The sequence below is a fragment of the Pedobacter superstes genome, from assembly GCF_037622515.1.
Taxonomy (GTDB): domain Bacteria; phylum Bacteroidota; class Bacteroidia; order Sphingobacteriales; family Sphingobacteriaceae; genus Paradesertivirga; species Paradesertivirga superstes.
This window is the reverse complement of record NZ_JBBJCN010000002.1, coordinates 19337-35099: the sequence shown is the minus strand read 5'-3', so window position 1 is coordinate 35099 and position 15763 is coordinate 19337. Positions and strand designations below refer to the sequence as shown.

The following is a 15763-nucleotide window of genomic DNA, read 5'->3' as shown; positions in this document are numbered from 1 at the left end:
CTTTATTTTATTCTAAAATATCCTGCAAAGGACATCAAACCGGAGGGGTAAACACCAAACCATATAATTAAGACAGTAAGAACTGATAAGACGATAACGCTCATCACATAAAAGGCGGGATGAGCTCTTTTTTCGATTGGCAGTGTGCTTGTTTTTTTCGCGGTAAACATCATTGTTATGATCCGAAGATAATAGTACAGCCCCACCACACTGCTCAGTATCAGGACAAAAGCAATGGCCCAAAAACCAGCCTGGAGACCTGCGGCAAGTATGAAGAATTTGCCTACAAACCCGGCAGTGAGGGGAATTCCGGCGAGGGAAAGCAAGGAAGCTGTAAAAATACAAGCCAGAACCGGCTGCTGCCAGAATAAGCCCTTATAATCATCAATTTCCTCTGCGTCTCTCTCTTTGCTTGATAAAATGGTCATTACTCCAAAAGCGGTTAAAGTGGTAAGAAAATAGGCCACCAGATAAAAACTGATAGCTCTGATGCTCATTACAGTCCCCGGAATAAATGCAACCAGTAGATATCCCAGGTGGGCAATTGATGAGTACGCCAGAATGCGCTTTACATTTCTTTGCTGTAGAGCTAGCAGATTGCCTATAATCATTGAGGCTATTGCTATTCCGATTAAAACGAGAATGACAGTTTTGAACCTGAATACGTCAATAGTTATGAAAAAGCGAAGTAAGACAGCAAGCACTCCACCTTTTGAAACAGTGGCAATAAATGCGGTTACCGGTATAGGTGCTCCCTGGTAAACGTCGGCAGTCCACATATGAAAAGGGACTACGGCTAATTTAAACCCTGCTCCTATCAGCATCATTCCTAAGCCGGTAAGGAAAAGAGGTGGCAGAGATCGAAGAGAATTCAGACTGCGGGCAATTGCAGAAAACTCCATACTACCTGTTTGAAGATAAATCAGAGCCATCCCGAAAAGAAGGAAAGCTGAGGAAAATGCAGCCAGTATAAGGTATTTAACTCCGGCTTCAATGTTGTAATGCCTTGCCCGTAAATAAGCGATAAGGGCGTACAGGCCAACGGTGAGGATTTCAAGGCCCAGAAAAAAAGAAATAAAATGCTTGCTGACTGCCAAGACGCAGGCACCAAGTGCACACAAGAAAAGTAATACATAATATTCCTTCGGGCTTTCTTCCTTTTCTTCAAAATAGATGTACGAAAGAATATTGACAACAAGGCTCGAAAATATGATCAAACCGATAATAAATCCGGAGAAATCATCGATTAATAACAAGGGTTCGATGTTATAAGGAAATAGTTTCCAGGTATAAAAAATCGAAGAAAAAGAGGCGATAAACAACAGCAGGCTGCATACCTGAATGTTCCGGTGACTTAGCTTCAGGGCAATAAGGAGCATTATCAGCACCGATGAGCCTGCAAGCAGCACTAATGGAGAAAGCGCTAGAAAATCGTTACCTGACATACGGTTGCGGATTTGAGGGTGATCTTACTGTATTTACACTGCTTTTACTATCATCACTGTTTTTGATGGGTAAGTTTATCATGGTTTCCTTTGAGAATAATTTCTCAATTTTGATAATCATTGGTTTTGCGGTATCGATTACCGGCTGAGGATATAAGCCCAGCCATACTATAGATAACACGAAAGCCGCCATGATGCTTATTTCTCTCCAGGAAAAATCCTGAACCTTATCAACTTTGTGAGACGGTCCTAAAAATACTTTTTGTACTATACTTAAAGAATAAACGGCAGAAAAAACAAGACCGACTGCTGCGATAACCGTTAACCATAAATTTGCTTTGAAAGCGCCAAGCAAGATCAGAAACTCGGCTATAAAATTCCCCAGTCCTGGCAAGCCTAAAGACGCCATGGCCAAAACCATTCCCATCGTTCCCATGACTGGCATATCCGTCCAAAGTCCCCCCATTTTATTAATATCACGCGTATGCAAACGTTCTTTCAGCATCCCCGCCATAATGAACAGCGCCCCGGTACTGATGGCGTGGGTTACCAGCTGCATCACTACCCCCTGCAGAGCCAGTTCGCTAAACGCAAAAATTCCCAGGATTACAAATCCCATATGACTCACACTTGTATAAGCTACCAGGCGCTTAAGATCTGTTTGAGCATAAGCCAATACCGCACCGTAAATGATGCCAATCACCCCAAGCAGCATAGCTAAGGGGGCAATGTTTTCTGATGCCTCCGGAAATAAAGGAAGCACGAATCTGAGTATTCCATAAGCACCGGTTTTTAATAATAATCCTGCTAAAATTAAACTTCCGGCCGTCGGCGCTTCGCTGTGCGCATCCGGCAACCAGGAATGAAAGGGTACAATGGGCAATTTTACTACAAAAGCAATCATAAAGCCAAGCATCAGCCAAAAGGCAATACCAGGAGGAATTGATGTTCCCAATAATTCTAAATAGTTGAAGGTATAATTGCCGGTATTGACCCCATGGATATAATACAAACCCAATATTGCAAGAAGCATCATCAATCCGCTGGCCTGAGTGAAGATGAAAAATTTGTAGGCGGCAAATTCCCGGTTTTCACTTCCCCAAATGCCAATGAGAAAATACATGGGGATTAGCATTACTTCCCAAAAAAAATAAAATAAGAACAGGTCCATTGCCATGAATACCCCTGAAATTCCGGCAAGTATCCAAAGAAGATTAAAATGATAAAACCCAACTCGCTCTTTGACCTCGTTCCATGAAGATACCACAGCCAGTATTCCAAGAAAAAAGGTGAGCACCAGCAGCAAAAGACTGAGTCCGTCAATTGCTAAATGAAAGCTTATGCCAAAAGATGGAACCCAGTCATGCCGGTATTCCATTATCCATGTGTTGGAAAGTGAAATTTTAACAGTCTGGTAATTATCGATCCAAAAGGAAACCCAAGCCAGGAAACCAGCCAATAAGGTAAAGAGAGAAATCCATCTCGGTAAGGTTTTATTCCATCGTCCGAGCATGAAGGCTAGCAAACCTCCTCCCATTAATAAACCGATGATCCAGGCTAATATCATAACATAATTTGTATACCTAAAATGATGATTGCTCCTACAACCATACCCATTATGTACCATCTGAGAGAGCCGGATTGAGTAAGCGACAAGGAGCGATAAAGACGAACAGTGACAAACGTTATTCCCTGGTAGATTTTATCCACTACATCGTTTTTATTAATGTTTGAGATATAGACTATCGGACGAACAAGTACAGCATCATAAAATTGATCAAAACCCCAGCCCGAGAACCAGAACCGATAAAGGCCCATGACAGGGGTTGACTGTTTCAATCTCACAATAAGATGCGGCTTTTTATACCATAAAATATATGCCAGGTAAATTCCGCTAAAAGTGGCCAGGAAGGCCAGGAGCTGGAAGAGCAATTCTCCATTTATGCCAGTTTTTAAAACAGTTTCTGGTAATACCTGATGAAGCAGATTCGAGAAAAGGGTAAAATGACCAAAATTGTGTGGGAGTTCTATAACTCCTGCAAAGATTGAAAAGAAAGCCAGAACGATCAAGGGGACAGTCATGAACCTGCCAGGGTGATGGCCAATCTCCGTTTTAACATCGCCCCAGAAGGTAAGTATCATCATTCTTGTGGTATAAGCTGCTGTTATGAAGGCGCCAATCCAGGCAATCATCCAAAGTAAAAAGTTGCCATCAGGACTTGCCCATGCATACCACAGGATTTGATCTTTACTATAGAACCCGGCGCTGATCAGGGGCAGGGCTGCAAGTGATGCCGAACCGATCAGGAAGGTCCAGAAAATAACGGGTAACTTATTTTTCAATCCACCCATTTTGAACATATTGTGTTCGTGATGAAGGGATTCGATTACAGCGCCTGCCGCCAGGAATAAAAGAGCTTTAAAAAATGCATGGATCATGAAGTGAAAGATAGCCGCGGTCCAGGCACCTACACCTAAGGCAAGAAACATATATCCGATCTGACTGATGGTGGAATATGCCAGCACCCGCTTTATATCGTATTGTGTAAGAGCGCTGAAACCGGCGATCAGTAAGGTTGCTGCACCAATTCCTGCAACGATCATCTGGGTGAAAGGCGAAAGCTGAAAAATCACATGAATCCGTGAAATGAGATAAACACCCGCGGTAACCATTGTAGCGGCATGGATCAGCGCGCTAACTGGTGAAGGACCTGCCATGGCATCTGGAAGCCAGGTTTGCAAAGGCAATTGGGCGGATTTTCCAACACCTCCGGCCAGAAGTAATAAAGCGGTTATCGTGGCCATAGCAGCCCCCTCCTTCCACAAAATGGGAGCTTTCTCTAAAATATCCGGGATCGTAAGCGTTCCAAACTGGTAGAAGATTATAAAAAGCCCAATGGCCATCGCTGTATCTCCAATCCTGGTGATGATAAATGCTTTTCTGGCTGCATATCCATTATCTGGATTTTCATACCAGAATCCAATAAGGAGATAACTGCAAAGTCCTACTCCCTCCCATCCAAGATATAGAAGCAATAAATTATCTGCCAAAACAAGTACAAGCATAGAAAACACAAACAAGTTCATGCATGCAAAAAATCGGGAATAATCTTTGTCCCCTGCCATGAATCCCGCTGAATAAATATGAATAAGCGCTCCTATAAAAGTGATCACGAATACAAATACAAGGGATAGAGCATCCAGTAAAAGCGTGATTTTGGGACTGAAACCTGCCACCTCAAACCATGTCCATAAGGTTTGAGAATAATGCCCGCTTTCAGGTGGTAAAGAAAGGAAGCTGAATCCGATGATAAACATGAAGACTGCGGAAATGCTTACACTTCCTGCACCAGTTATGGCCACTGAAATACGAGACATATGTTTGCCAGCTAATGCAAGTATTAAAAAACCGGCAAAAGGGAAAGCGGGTATGAGCCATAACAATTTATCCATATTATCCTCTCATTTCTTTCAATTTGTCAATATCAAGTGATTTATGCTGATGATAAATTTGCAAAATCAGTGCGAGACCTACCGAAACTTCGGCAGCCGCCATAGCCAGAATAAAGATGAACATTACCTGGCCATCTGGCTGAGCCCAGCGTGAACCTGCAGCCACAAAAGCTAACCCTGAAGCATTCAGCATAATTTCTACCGAGAGCAACATAAAAATGATGTTCTTTCTGATGATAACTCCGGCAATGCCCAGCACAAAAAGCAAAGCAGCCAGCAGCATAACCATTTCTATAGATACTGAAGAATTCATTCTGGTTCCTCCTCTTTTAAAAAACGGTGCAATACTCTTTGCTTTTGTTGTCCAATATGTGCAGCACCCACAACACCGGCCATTAATAGCATCGCTGCCAGCTCCACTCCAATCAGGTATGGCCTGAATAAGGAAATTGCAACCGCTTTAGAGTCTACGGTTTGCAGGGTATATGATGGAGCCTGAGCCACAGTAATCAGGTAGAATAATTCTCCGAAAAGAATAGCGGATAAAATCGCCGGTCCTATCCAAACTTTAGGTTTAAGCCATTCCTTTTCTTGCATGCTTGTTATATTTCCAAGATTTAAAAGCATGATTACAAAAATGAAAAGCACCATTATTGCACCAGCATATATTATAATTTCGAGCAATGCTGCAAAAGGAGCGCCCAGTAAAAAAAAGATTACAGACAGAGATAACAAGGATATTATAAGGTACAACAAGGCATGGACAGGATTATGCCTGGTAATAACCAGAAAAGTAGAAAGCAGAGTCACAAAAGCCGTTATATAGAATAAAATATCCATTTTTTTAGGGTAATAAGCTATGTATGTCAACAGGCGGATCTTCATTGTCGCCTTCACCTTTTCCTTTTACACCAGCGGAAAGGCCGGCCACTTTATAATAATTGTAACCAGGATATTTTCCCTGACTATTAATTAATAATTCCTCTTTTTCATAAACCAGGTTCTGACGGTTATATTCACCCATCTCAAAATCAGGGATCAGCTGTATAGCGTAAGTTGGGCAAGCCTCTTCGCAATAGCCGCAGAAAATGCATCTTGAGAAATTGATGCGAAAGAACTCCGGATATCTTCTGCCATTCTCATCTTCGGTAGCTTGCAGCGAAATACAGTCAACCGGGCAGGCAGCTGCACATAAATAACAGCCCACACAGCGTTCACCCATATCCGGGTCGCGGGTCAATACGATCCGACCCCGCCAGCGCGGATGCAGTACTACTTTTTCTTCAGGATACTGGATGGTCTCTCTTTTTCTGAACATATGCAGAAAGGTGAGCCCTATAGTTCTTAGCAGACTTATCATCGTTCCTAGTTTACATTTGTCTCATTAGTAACACAATTCCACCTGTAATCAAAAGGTTTAATAAAGCCACAGGCAGTAATATTTTCCATCCATATTCCATCAGCTGATCGTATCTGGGCCTTGGAAGTGACGCCCTGAGTAAGATAAAAAACAAGATAAAAACGAAAGTTTTAAGTATAAACCAAACCAGCGGCGGCAAAAATGACGGCCCTAACCACCCACCAAAAAATAGGGTCACCACCATAGAAGAAATAAGCGTAATCCCCAGATACTCGCCGATAAAGAACATCCCGAACTTCATTCCTGAATATTCTGAATGGAAACCAGCAACAAGTTCACTTTCGGCCTCAGGGATATCAAAGGGCAGACGATGTGTTTCGGCAATACCGGCAAACAAAAAGATAACAAAGGCTACAGGCTGAGTAATTATGAACCAGCAATCTTTTTGCGCAGTTACAATATCAGAAAGCCTGAATGATCCGGAAAGCATTACTACACCCATTAATGATAAACCCATAAAAACCTCGTAACTAATCATTTGAGAAGCTCCACGTAAAGCTCCAAGCAGTGAATACTTATTATTGGAGGCCCAGCCTCCAAGTACGATACTATATACTCCCAGAGACGACATTGCCAGAAAAAAAAGAAGACCCACATTTAAGTCGGCGATGAGAATGCCCGGTGCAAATGGAATTATTACAAAGCTCATGAGCACCGTGGCCGCAACAATTGCAGGGGCAATAACAAAGATGGCTTTATCCGCAAACGGGGGAATCCAGTCTTCTTTAAAAAAGAGTTTAATCGTGTCGGCAGCTACAATTAATAATCCAAACGGTCCTGCTCGATTTGGCCCAAGCCTGTCCTGCCATAGAGCCAGCATACGTCTTTCTACCCATATCAGCCATGCAGCAATTGTTGTTAATGTGAACAACAGAATTACAATCATCAGGATAGTTTCAAGTATGGAGTTCATATCTCTGTTTTTGTTAAAATTCCTTTGGCCGGCCAGGCAATACCGTTTAGCCCGGGAATCTGGTAAGGTAGACCCGCTATACCGTCGGATAGCTCTCCTTTTATTTTCACGGGTAACGCATAATCGTGTTCCTGAATCCGTACCTGAATTATTTCACCTTCATTGATATCTAATTTCTCTGCATCATGTTTGCTTATGGCGACATAAGGCTTAGGAGCACGGTCTGAAATGCCTTTGGTATAAATACTTAATTCTTCTGAACCAAATATGTGCTGCAAGGGTATTATCAACCATTCTCCATGTGAAGGTTTAAAAGCAGGAGGAATATCATTCATGAAAACCTTGTCCTTCAGAGGGTTTTCATGAAACAACCTCTTACCTGGATCACCGCCTCTCAAATGACCTCCTACTTCTTCCTGATATTTATTGATAGATTGTACCGAATTCCAGCCTGGCGCCCAGAAAAATGCAATCAAGGGAGGGGGCGGCATTCCCTTATAACCCTCCATTGTAAACGACAATCCAGAATCGGTATCTACGGGGGGCTTAGGTTCGCTGACGTTGATGTTCGCCAGCATTGCTGTACGACCACTAAACCGATGGGGCTCACGGGGGATTTTCTGCCCGGCGATACGAAAGTCAGCCGGAGGCGCAACCGTTTCTACTCCTTTAAACTGAGGCATCAAACCGGACATCTCGTTTAACAAATCATGTGGTTCAATCAGCTCCTCCGGGTTTAGTCCATTCTTGAATTGCCTGAACTCATTTAACCACCTCCAACTTTCCCTGAAATTGTCGTTTTTTGGCATAAAAACCTGGAAGAAGCATTGTGCCCTTCCTTCATTATTTACCATTGTTCCATCTGCTTCGGCAAAAGTGCCGACCGGTATTACTACTGTTGCCTTGTTGCTTGTCTGAGTATGAAGGTGATCAAGAACAATAATCTCCTTACAATGGACGAACATTTCGTCTATGTCTTTTTTATCTGTGTTTCGATAGAGGTCATTTTCCAAAACCATCATGGTATCGGCCTTTTTAGACTTCAAAACTTCTGCCGCCACATTTAATGAAGGGGCCTCCATCATTGCCAATCCCATCGAGTTGCAGTCATGAACGACAAAGCACAGGTCAGCTTTTTTATCTTCAGTACCCAGGGCAAATGCGATGTTAGTGGCAGCTTTAAGAATCGCCTCATTGTACAGGCTGGTTCCACAGACTATCAAGGGCTTTTTGGCAGACTTGAGGGTGCCGGCAATTTCATGTGCGAGGTTTGACATATCCTCATCGGCATCCTCAGGTAATGGAGAAATAGGATTGAGGATATTAGCAATTAAATATCCTAGCCGGGCGATATTATCGGGTGAAAGATACCGGCATGCAGCGGCTATATCATCCAGTTTGGTTCGCGTTGGATAAATCATAAACAGCTCTCCCTTATTTTGTTGAGCTAGTTCACGTAAAGCGGAATCATGCCATAAAGGCAGATTGATTTTCTGCGCCTCTTCTAAAGGTTTGTTGCGTACCGCCTGTCTGACTGCCAGCGCAAGCATCGGCGCAGAATTAGTTAAATCTTCACCCAGCACTAAAACTACGTCGGCCGTTTCGGTTTCTTTTAACGATGGCGTATGGATATGACCCGAGTTTAAAATCTGAACAATCCTTCGCATTAACTGAGCTTCAGTTTCCGAAATTCCCTGGTAAAAATTTTCTCTTCCAACCAACTGCATCAAGGCAAAGTTTGATTCCAATGATGCCCGGGGTGATCCAATACCGATTAATTGTGGAGATGCTAAAACCTCTTTCAGGTGGCTATATAAAACAGGCTTTTCTACTGCATCCGGAATTTTACTACGTATTATGGGTCGCTGAATCCGATTAATGCTGTTTACAAATTCATATCCAAACCTTCCCCGGTCACAAATAAAATACCCGTTTACTTCACCATTAAAGCGGCTGGTAATCTGCCTGAGTTCTCCATACCGCTCACCAGCAATAATATTACAACCAAGGCTGCAGTGCTGACAAACAGAAGGCGCCGTGGTCAAATCCCATTTGCGGGTATAATGTTCCTTGAGCGTTTTATCGGTAAATACACCTGTCGGACAGACTTCTGCAAGGTTACCGCTAAACTCGCTTTCTAATATTCCGTCCTCTGATCTTCCAAAATAGACATGATCATGAGCTGCAAAAACATCCAGATCCTTTCCTCCCGCATAGTCTTTATAAAAGCGAACGCAACGGTAGCATTGTATGCAGCGATTCATTTCATGGTTGATGAAGGGGCCCAGGTACTGATTTATATAAGTGCGCTTCGGATAATTAAATCTGCGGTAAGTATGACCCGTCATCACTGTCATATCCTGTAAATGGCAAGATCCGCCTTCATCACAAACGGCGCAATCGTGCGGATGGTTGGTCATCAGCCATTCAATAATTTGAGCACGAAAAGCTTTAGCTGCGGGATCATCAACAGACAGATACATATTGTCTTTCACCGGTTCCATGCATGACATTACTAAACGCCCTTTAGAATCCTCCTGATCTTTGAAAACTTTAACGGCGCACTGGCGACAGGCCCCCACGGAACCCATAGCCGGGTGCCAGCAAAAATATGGGAGATTAATACCCAGCGTCAGGCAGGTTTCCAGCAAATTCTTGCCTGGTTTTACGTCATAAGCCTGATGATCTATATAAATAACAGCCATAGCGTTTCACCTCCAGGGACATTTTTTTTCGTTTATATGCTTCTCAAAATCTTCTCTGAAATACTTCAGCCCGCTTTGCAGGGGTTCCATTGCACCAGGTGCCAAGGCGCAAAATGTGTTACCAGGTCCAAGATGCCGGGTATGCATTTCTAACAGCTCCAGATCTTCCATTCGGCCCTCTCCTTTTTCAATTGAGAGTAAAATCTTTTCTATCCACGGTAATCCTTCCCGGCATGGTGTGCACCAGCCGCATGATTCCTGTGCAAAGAAGTGTTCAAGATTATGCACAAAGCCTACCGGACAGGTTTGATCGTCAAGAATGATCATAGTTCCTGTTCCCAGACGGCTGCCGGCGGCAGCTACAGAAATATAGTCCATTTTGACATCCAGATGCTCCTCCACAAGGAAATCTGTTGAAGCCCCTCCCGGAAGGGCACCTCTGAATTTGAAACAATTTTTCATTCCTCCGGCATGCTCTTCAATAAGCTCCCGCATGGTGGTGCCCATCGGCAACTCCCATAATCCCGGTTTATTTACCCTTCCGCTGATGCCGTACAATTTCGTGCCGGCGTCCGATCCAGGGCTTAGCCCCTTAAACCAATCCGATCCGTTATTAACGATGTGAGGGATATTGCAAAGTGTTTCCACATTATTAACAATAGTGGGTTGGCCAAATAACCCACTCACCTGCGGAAAAGGTGGTTTGGTACGGGGAGTTGCCCGCTTTCCTTCCAGGGCATTCAGTAATGCAGTTTCTTCACCGCAGATGTATCGGCCTACTCCCGTATGCAGGTGCATTTCAAGGTTATATCCACTTCCTAAAATATTTTTTCCAAGATAGCCAGCTAAATAGGCTTCATCGATAGCCTCTTTGATAATATGAGCAGCCTTTTTATATGCCCATCGCAAAAAGATATAAGATATATTTGCTTGAATTGCATAGGCCGAAACGATCATCCCTTCAATTAATTGATGGGGATTTCCTTCCAGAAGTAAGCGATCCTTAAAAGTTCCGGGTTCCATCTCATCCGCATTGACAATGAGATATTTTGTTTGTGCAGCATCATACATCGGAACAAAACTCCATTTCATACCCGTATTAAATCCAGCTCCTCCCCGACCCTTTAGTCCCGAATCCTGAACCAGCTCTATTATTTCCTTCGGGGTTTTTAATTTTATTGCCTTGTGCACAGACTGATAACCACCCACACTTTCATAGTCCTTAAGACTTAAGCGAGGGCGGTTTAGACGAATGTGTTGTGTCAGAGGCGTTTCCATGGTAGATTTTATTTGTATTCTTTTAAAATTCCATCCAGTTCATTGTTAGTTATATTTTTATACAGATCATTATTAATCATTAATGCCGGGGCGTGATCGCAGCATCCCAGGCAGGCATTGGGTAAAAGAGTGTACCGAAAGTCAGGAGTTGTTTCACCAAATTTAATGTGCAGGCGTGATTGCAGGTGTTCATAGATTTTTTCATATCCCATCACATAGCAACTGATACTATCACATAATAATATAATGTTTCTGCCTACCGGCTTACGGAAAACAAGGTTGTAAAATGTTGCTATACTGTCCAGTTCATCTACGGACATTTCCATATAGGAAGCAATCGCTTTGAGACTTTCATCAGAAATCCAGCCACGCTGCTGCTGGACGATTTTTAAAGCCTCAATACAAGCCGCCTTCCGCACCGGAACAAGTGCAATTTCATGGTCTATTTTCTTTCTTTCTTCCGTTGACAGCATATTTATTTCTTGATCAGTATTCAATTTGTTTTGTTTCACCTGTCGATATCTGCCAGTACATAATCCATACTTCCCAAAATCGAAAGCAAATCGGCTACAGTGTAGCCCTTACTTATGTAAGGCAACATTTGCATATGAGGGAACGAAGGAGTTCGTATGCGAACCCTGTAAGGTGAGGTATTGCCGTCACTGGTTAGGTAATAACTGTTGGCACCTTTTGTGGCTTCAATGCAGCTCATCGCCTCTCCCGCCGGAATTACCGGCCCCCAGCTTACATTTAAAAAATGAGTGATAAGTGTTTCTATATCCTGCATAGTATTCTTTTTAAGCGGAGGCGTGGTTAAAGGATGATCGGCTTTATAGTTTCCTTCCGGCATATTTTTAAGGCACTGATCAATTATGCGCAGGCTTTGCCACATTTCTTCCACCCGCACTACAGCTCTGTCGTAGCAATCGCCATTTTGGGCAGTTGGAATATCAAAGTCAAAATTTTCATAACCCGAATAAGGTTGTTTCTTTCTGAAATCCCATTCAAACCCGCATGCCCGTAAGCCAGGGCCGGTAACACCCCACTCCATAGCCTCTTCTAAAGTATAAATTCCAATGCCTACCGTTCGGGCTTTGAAAATGCTGTTACGCATCACCATTTGATGGTATTCTTTGAGTTTTTTAGGGAAATAAGCAACAAAATCACCTACCAGCTTATCCCAGCCTGTAGGTAAATCCTGAGCAACACCTCCTATTCTGAACCAATTGGGATGCATTCTGGCGCCGCATACTGCTTCCACAATATCAAAGATCTTTTCCCGGTCGGTGAACATATAAAACACCGGCGAAAGTTGTCCAAGATCTTGCGCGAAAGTGCCGTACCATACCAAATGGCTGGCAATTCTGAAGAACTCACATAACATAATGCGCATAACCTTAACCCTTTCGGGGACGGTAATACCTGCCAGTTTTTCAACTGCCAGAAGATAAGCCAGGTTATTCATCACTCCACCCAGATAATCAACCCTGTCTGTGTAAGGTATATAAGTATGCCATGACTGGCGTTCGCCCATTTTTTCGGCTCCGCGATGATGGAAGCCAATATCAGGGATGGCGTCTACAATATTTTCTCCATCAAGCTGAAGAATTATCCGCAGGACACCATGCGTGCCTGGATGCTGCGGGCCGAGATTAAGGAACATGAAATCCGCATCTTCACTTTGCCTTTTCAATCCCCAGTCTTCGGGCCTGAATTGCAAAGCTTCCTGTTCCTTATCCTGTTTATCGTCCCAAAGTTTAAAGGGGCCCATTTCTGTAGCTCTCGCCGGATGCTCTTTTCTTAAAGGATGCCCTTCCCAGGTTAAAGGCATCAATATCCGGCGCAAATTCGGGTGACCATCGAAGGTGATCCCAAACATATCATACACTTCGCGTTCGTACCAATTGGCGTTATTCCATAAAAAATTTATGGACGAAATGGAAGGGAAATCGCCATGCAAGGCTACTTTAAGGCGAACAAATTGGTTCCGTTTAAAGGAGAGCAGATGATATACAAGTGTGAAATCTGGTGAAGATGACCCATTCTTTTTTGAATGCCCGCGCTCATCAATGGCGCTCAGGTCATACAGTAATTCAAAAGGATAATGAATGCTGTATTTAAGATACCGAAGTACTTCTGTGATATTTTCTTTTGCAATCCAAAAAGTGACCACACCATCAATTGTAGGTTGATGAGGTGAAACAAATGATCCAAATTTGGAGATCAATTCATCCGACAAACCTGAAGGGATGTCCATGGTAATTTGTTTTACTGGTTAATTTATCAAATCATGCTTCAAGTCTTCATTTAAATCCCATCGGGTGAGCGAAAATCAATCATCTTTTTCCGCTCTTCCCTTTTTTCTTCCTTCATTGATAATTGTTCCGGTTTAATCACTCCCTGAGAACCTATCGCCCAGCTTAATGGCCTTTGTTCTTTTCCAACTGATGCCGCCAGAAGCATTAAGCCCTGCATAAAAGCGTCTGGACGTGGCGGACATCCGGGGACATAAACATCCACGGGCAGAAACTTGTCTACCCCCTGGACAACGCTGTATATATCGTACATTCCGCCCGAATTAGCGCAGGATCCCATGGAAATTACCCATTTAGGTTCCATCATCTGCTCATGAAGGCGTTTAATGATAGGTGCCATTTTTATGAATACCGTTCCTGCGATTACCATTACATCTGCTTCACGCGGAGTTCCACGTATTACTTCTGCTCCAAAACGGGCAACATCATATTTACTGGTCAGACTGGTAGCCATCTCTACAAAACAGCAGGACAGCCCGAAATGGAAAGGCCACATAGAATTCTTCCTGCCCCACGCCAGCAGGTCCTGAACGGTGGTCAGCATTACGCTTTGTTTTACAGACTCTTCGAAAGAACCTGTTCCCCGGAGCGTATTAACCGGGTCGTTAGGATTACTTAGCCACCATTTCATATCGCAGGTTTCTTTAGAATTAGTTTTCGATAAGCCTTAAGAATTTTTTTGCCGTCAGGTCCAAAATCAAGTGCTCCGAGACTCCACTCATAGATTAGTACAGCAAACAGCAATCCGATAAAAACAAGAATGCTGAAATATCCCTGCCAGCCCAATTCGTCGAATGCCAGGGCCCACAAAACAATAAATACCACCTCGATATCGAAAATGACAAACATCATGGCGACAAGATAGAACTGCGCGGAAAAGTGAAGTCGGGCTGATCCGGTTTCTAAAATACCGGATTCGTAGGGGTGGCCGGTAGCACGATCATTATGTCGTTGACCTAAAAAGTAAGACAGGGAGATAATCAGGATCATTAAAAATAAAATCAGCGCGCCGTAAAGAAGAAATGGCCAGAATGATGCACCTGCTGTACTTGATATATTCATGATCTATATTATTATAATAACAAATCAAATATTTCATTGTATCTCTCACACTCTCCTGTTGCAAAATCTTATCTTAAGATTATACGTTTCCTGTTATGTAATTTTCAAGGTTTCCAATAATGAATTTTTGTTCGTCGATGATATATTTCACCACATCTCCGATTGAAACAATACCTACCAGTTTTCCATCATCCAATACGGGTAAATGCCTGATAAATTTATTGGTCATTATCCACATGCATTCTTCGATCGTGTTATCGGGTGTTACCGTTGGCGGATTTTCGGTCATGATTTCCCTGATTTGAATTTCTTTTGACGATTTTCCTTTCAGGATAACTTTTCGGGCATAGTCTCTTTCAGTGAAAATACCGATAAACTTATCATTCTCCATGACCAAAAGGGCTCCAATGTTTCTTTCAAACATTAATTCCAGGGCTGTAAAAACATTTGTATCGGGGTTAACAAAAATTCCGGAATTGCCTTTTGCCTGTAAGATGTTTCTTACTTTTCCCATAATAGAACTCCTTTCTGTTTATAGATTCGGTTGAAATTCGCTAGAACTGGTATAATAAAGATAGCTTTTATTAAACTAATATAAAAGCACATTTTTTTAAAATACGATACAAAATGTTCGTTATTCTACAGAAGATGAACTGATTGTATAATTATAATGGGATAAGGTGGCCTGGGGGATTCTGATTTTAGTACTGATAATTCAGCGTTCCTGAGGCTTAACGTTCTTCAGCTACCTGCGGCAGAGATTTTCGTGTTGAACTTTCTATGAAAACAGTATTTAGTTTTAAGGAAGTTACTATCAAGCAAAGGTATTCTGGCTTAAAAAGCTTTTGGCTGCATGTTTTCGCCAAACCATGGGCATTGTTGTCCTTAGAATAATTATTCCAGGATAAAAATTTCCTAAAGCTGTATGTCCTGCATTATTAATAACAATAGAACAGATACCTTAATTGAAACATTGAATATTGAAATCTATAAAAAAAGAAAAACATATTACATATGGCACCAAGGTCGCAAACAACTTAGTAAGTGCAGTAAACCAGATGTTTATTTGATCTGCTCGTTTTTAATAATGTAAAAATAATCCAGGTCCGCGCCTCTGTAAATGAACAGTTTTCACTGCTACCTCTAATATTTATACTTGTAAAAAAAAAGTC

At 42.5% G+C, this 15763-nt stretch carries 14 protein-coding genes; all 14 read right to left on the bottom strand.

Features of this window, described 5'->3' with window-relative positions; all coding sequences use genetic code 11:
• Nucleotides 1–2 precede the first annotated feature (2 nt).
• Nucleotides 3–1445 (bottom strand): NADH-quinone oxidoreductase subunit N, encoded by a 1443-nt coding sequence (locus tag WG906_RS05570; protein WP_339991551.1) that lies wholly within the window; start codon nucleotides 1443–1445, stop codon nucleotides 3–5.
• Entirely contained in the window at nucleotides 1435–3012 is a 1578-nt protein-coding gene (gene nuoM, locus WG906_RS05565; RefSeq protein ID WP_339991550.1) for an NADH-quinone oxidoreductase subunit M, read from the bottom strand. The genes WG906_RS05570 and nuoM overlap by 11 nt, the downstream gene beginning before the upstream one ends.
• The gene (nuoL, locus tag WG906_RS05560; RefSeq protein WP_339991549.1) at nucleotides 3009–4898 is read right to left on the bottom strand and encodes an NADH-quinone oxidoreductase subunit L; all 1890 of its coding nucleotides are present in this window, start codon (nucleotides 4896–4898) and stop codon (nucleotides 3009–3011) included. Before nuoL ends, nuoM begins: the two co-directional genes overlap by 4 nt.
• Nucleotide 4899: 1 nt before the next feature.
• Entirely contained in the window at nucleotides 4900–5211 is a 312-nt protein-coding gene (gene nuoK / locus WG906_RS05555) for an NADH-quinone oxidoreductase subunit NuoK (protein WP_339991548.1), read from the bottom strand.
• Nucleotides 5208–5738: an NADH-quinone oxidoreductase subunit J gene (gene nuoJ / locus WG906_RS05550; protein WP_339991547.1), complete on the bottom strand. Its 531-nt coding sequence runs from the start codon at nucleotides 5736–5738 to the stop codon at nucleotides 5208–5210. Before nuoJ ends, nuoK begins: the two co-directional genes overlap by 4 nt.
• Nucleotides 5739–5742: 4 nt before the next feature.
• Nucleotides 5743–6258 carry an NADH-quinone oxidoreductase subunit NuoI gene (gene nuoI, locus WG906_RS05545; protein WP_339991546.1) on the bottom strand — a complete coding sequence of 172 codons (516 nt, stop codon included), beginning with the start codon at nucleotides 6256–6258 and terminating at the stop codon, nucleotides 5743–5745.
• Between the two features lie 10 nt (nucleotides 6259–6268).
• The gene (gene nuoH, locus WG906_RS05540; RefSeq protein WP_339991545.1) at nucleotides 6269–7231 is read right to left on the bottom strand and encodes an NADH-quinone oxidoreductase subunit NuoH; all 963 of its coding nucleotides are present in this window, start codon (nucleotides 7229–7231) and stop codon (nucleotides 6269–6271) included.
• Nucleotides 7228–9936, bottom strand: coding sequence for an NADH-quinone oxidoreductase subunit NuoG (gene nuoG, locus WG906_RS05535; protein WP_339991544.1), 2709 nt, complete (start codon nucleotides 9934–9936; stop codon nucleotides 7228–7230). Before nuoG ends, nuoH begins: the two co-directional genes overlap by 4 nt.
• A 6-nt stretch (nucleotides 9937–9942) precedes the next feature.
• The gene (nuoF, locus tag WG906_RS05530; RefSeq protein ID WP_339991543.1) at nucleotides 9943–11214 is read right to left on the bottom strand and encodes an NADH-quinone oxidoreductase subunit NuoF; all 1272 of its coding nucleotides are present in this window, start codon (nucleotides 11212–11214) and stop codon (nucleotides 9943–9945) included.
• A gap of 8 nt (nucleotides 11215–11222) precedes the next feature.
• A complete protein-coding gene (nuoE, locus tag WG906_RS05525) occupies nucleotides 11223–11711 on the bottom strand; it encodes an NADH-quinone oxidoreductase subunit NuoE (protein WP_339991542.1) in 489 nt (162 codons plus the stop codon).
• 11 nt (nucleotides 11712–11722) lie between these two features.
• Nucleotides 11723–13471 (bottom strand): NADH-quinone oxidoreductase subunit C/D, encoded by a 1749-nt coding sequence (nuoC, locus tag WG906_RS05520; RefSeq protein ID WP_339991541.1) that lies wholly within the window; start codon nucleotides 13469–13471, stop codon nucleotides 11723–11725.
• Between the two features lie 50 nt (nucleotides 13472–13521).
• Nucleotides 13522–14160, bottom strand: coding sequence for an NADH-quinone oxidoreductase subunit NuoB (nuoB, locus tag WG906_RS05515; RefSeq protein ID WP_339991540.1), 639 nt, complete (start codon nucleotides 14158–14160; stop codon nucleotides 13522–13524).
• Entirely contained in the window at nucleotides 14157–14591 is a 435-nt protein-coding gene (locus WG906_RS05510) for an NADH-quinone oxidoreductase subunit A (RefSeq protein WP_339991539.1), read from the bottom strand. The genes nuoB and WG906_RS05510 overlap by 4 nt, the downstream gene beginning before the upstream one ends.
• A 79-nt stretch (nucleotides 14592–14670) precedes the next feature.
• Nucleotides 14671–15105 (bottom strand): CBS domain-containing protein, encoded by a 435-nt coding sequence (locus WG906_RS05505; protein ID WP_339991538.1) that lies wholly within the window; start codon nucleotides 15103–15105, stop codon nucleotides 14671–14673.
• Nucleotides 15106–15763 lie beyond the last annotated feature (658 nt).

Coding starts and splice junctions, on each gene's coding strand:
- WG906_RS05570 (WP_339991551.1), bottom strand. CDS start 1,445: ATGTCAGGTAACGATTTTCTAGCGCTTTCTCCATTAGTGCTGCTTGCA.
- nuoM (WP_339991550.1), bottom strand. CDS start 3,012: ATGATATTAGCCTGGATCATCGGTTTATTAATGGGAGGAGGTTTGCTA.
- nuoL (WP_339991549.1), bottom strand. CDS start 4,898: ATGGATAAATTGTTATGGCTCATACCCGCTTTCCCTTTTGCCGGTTTT.
- nuoK (WP_339991548.1), bottom strand. CDS start 5,211: ATGAATTCTTCAGTATCTATAGAAATGGTTATGCTGCTGGCTGCTTTG.
- nuoJ (WP_339991547.1), bottom strand. CDS start 5,738: ATGGATATTTTATTCTATATAACGGCTTTTGTGACTCTGCTTTCTACT.
- nuoI (WP_339991546.1), bottom strand. CDS start 6,258: ATGATAAGTCTGCTAAGAACTATAGGGCTCACCTTTCTGCATATGTTC.
- nuoH (WP_339991545.1), bottom strand. CDS start 7,231: ATGAACTCCATACTTGAAACTATCCTGATGATTGTAATTCTGTTGTTC.
- nuoG (WP_339991544.1), bottom strand. CDS start 9,936: ATGGCTGTTATTTATATAGATCATCAGGCTTATGACGTAAAACCAGGC.
- nuoF (WP_339991543.1), bottom strand. CDS start 11,214: ATGGAAACGCCTCTGACACAACACATTCGTCTAAACCGCCCTCGCTTA.
- nuoC (WP_339991541.1), bottom strand. CDS start 13,471: ATGGACATCCCTTCAGGTTTGTCGGATGAATTGATCTCCAAATTTGGA.
- nuoB (WP_339991540.1), bottom strand. CDS start 14,160: ATGAAATGGTGGCTAAGTAATCCTAACGACCCGGTTAATACGCTCCGG.
- WG906_RS05510 (WP_339991539.1), bottom strand. CDS start 14,591: ATGAATATATCAAGTACAGCAGGTGCATCATTCTGGCCATTTCTTCTT.
- WG906_RS05505 (WP_339991538.1), bottom strand. CDS start 15,105: ATGGGAAAAGTAAGAAACATCTTACAGGCAAAAGGCAATTCCGGAATT.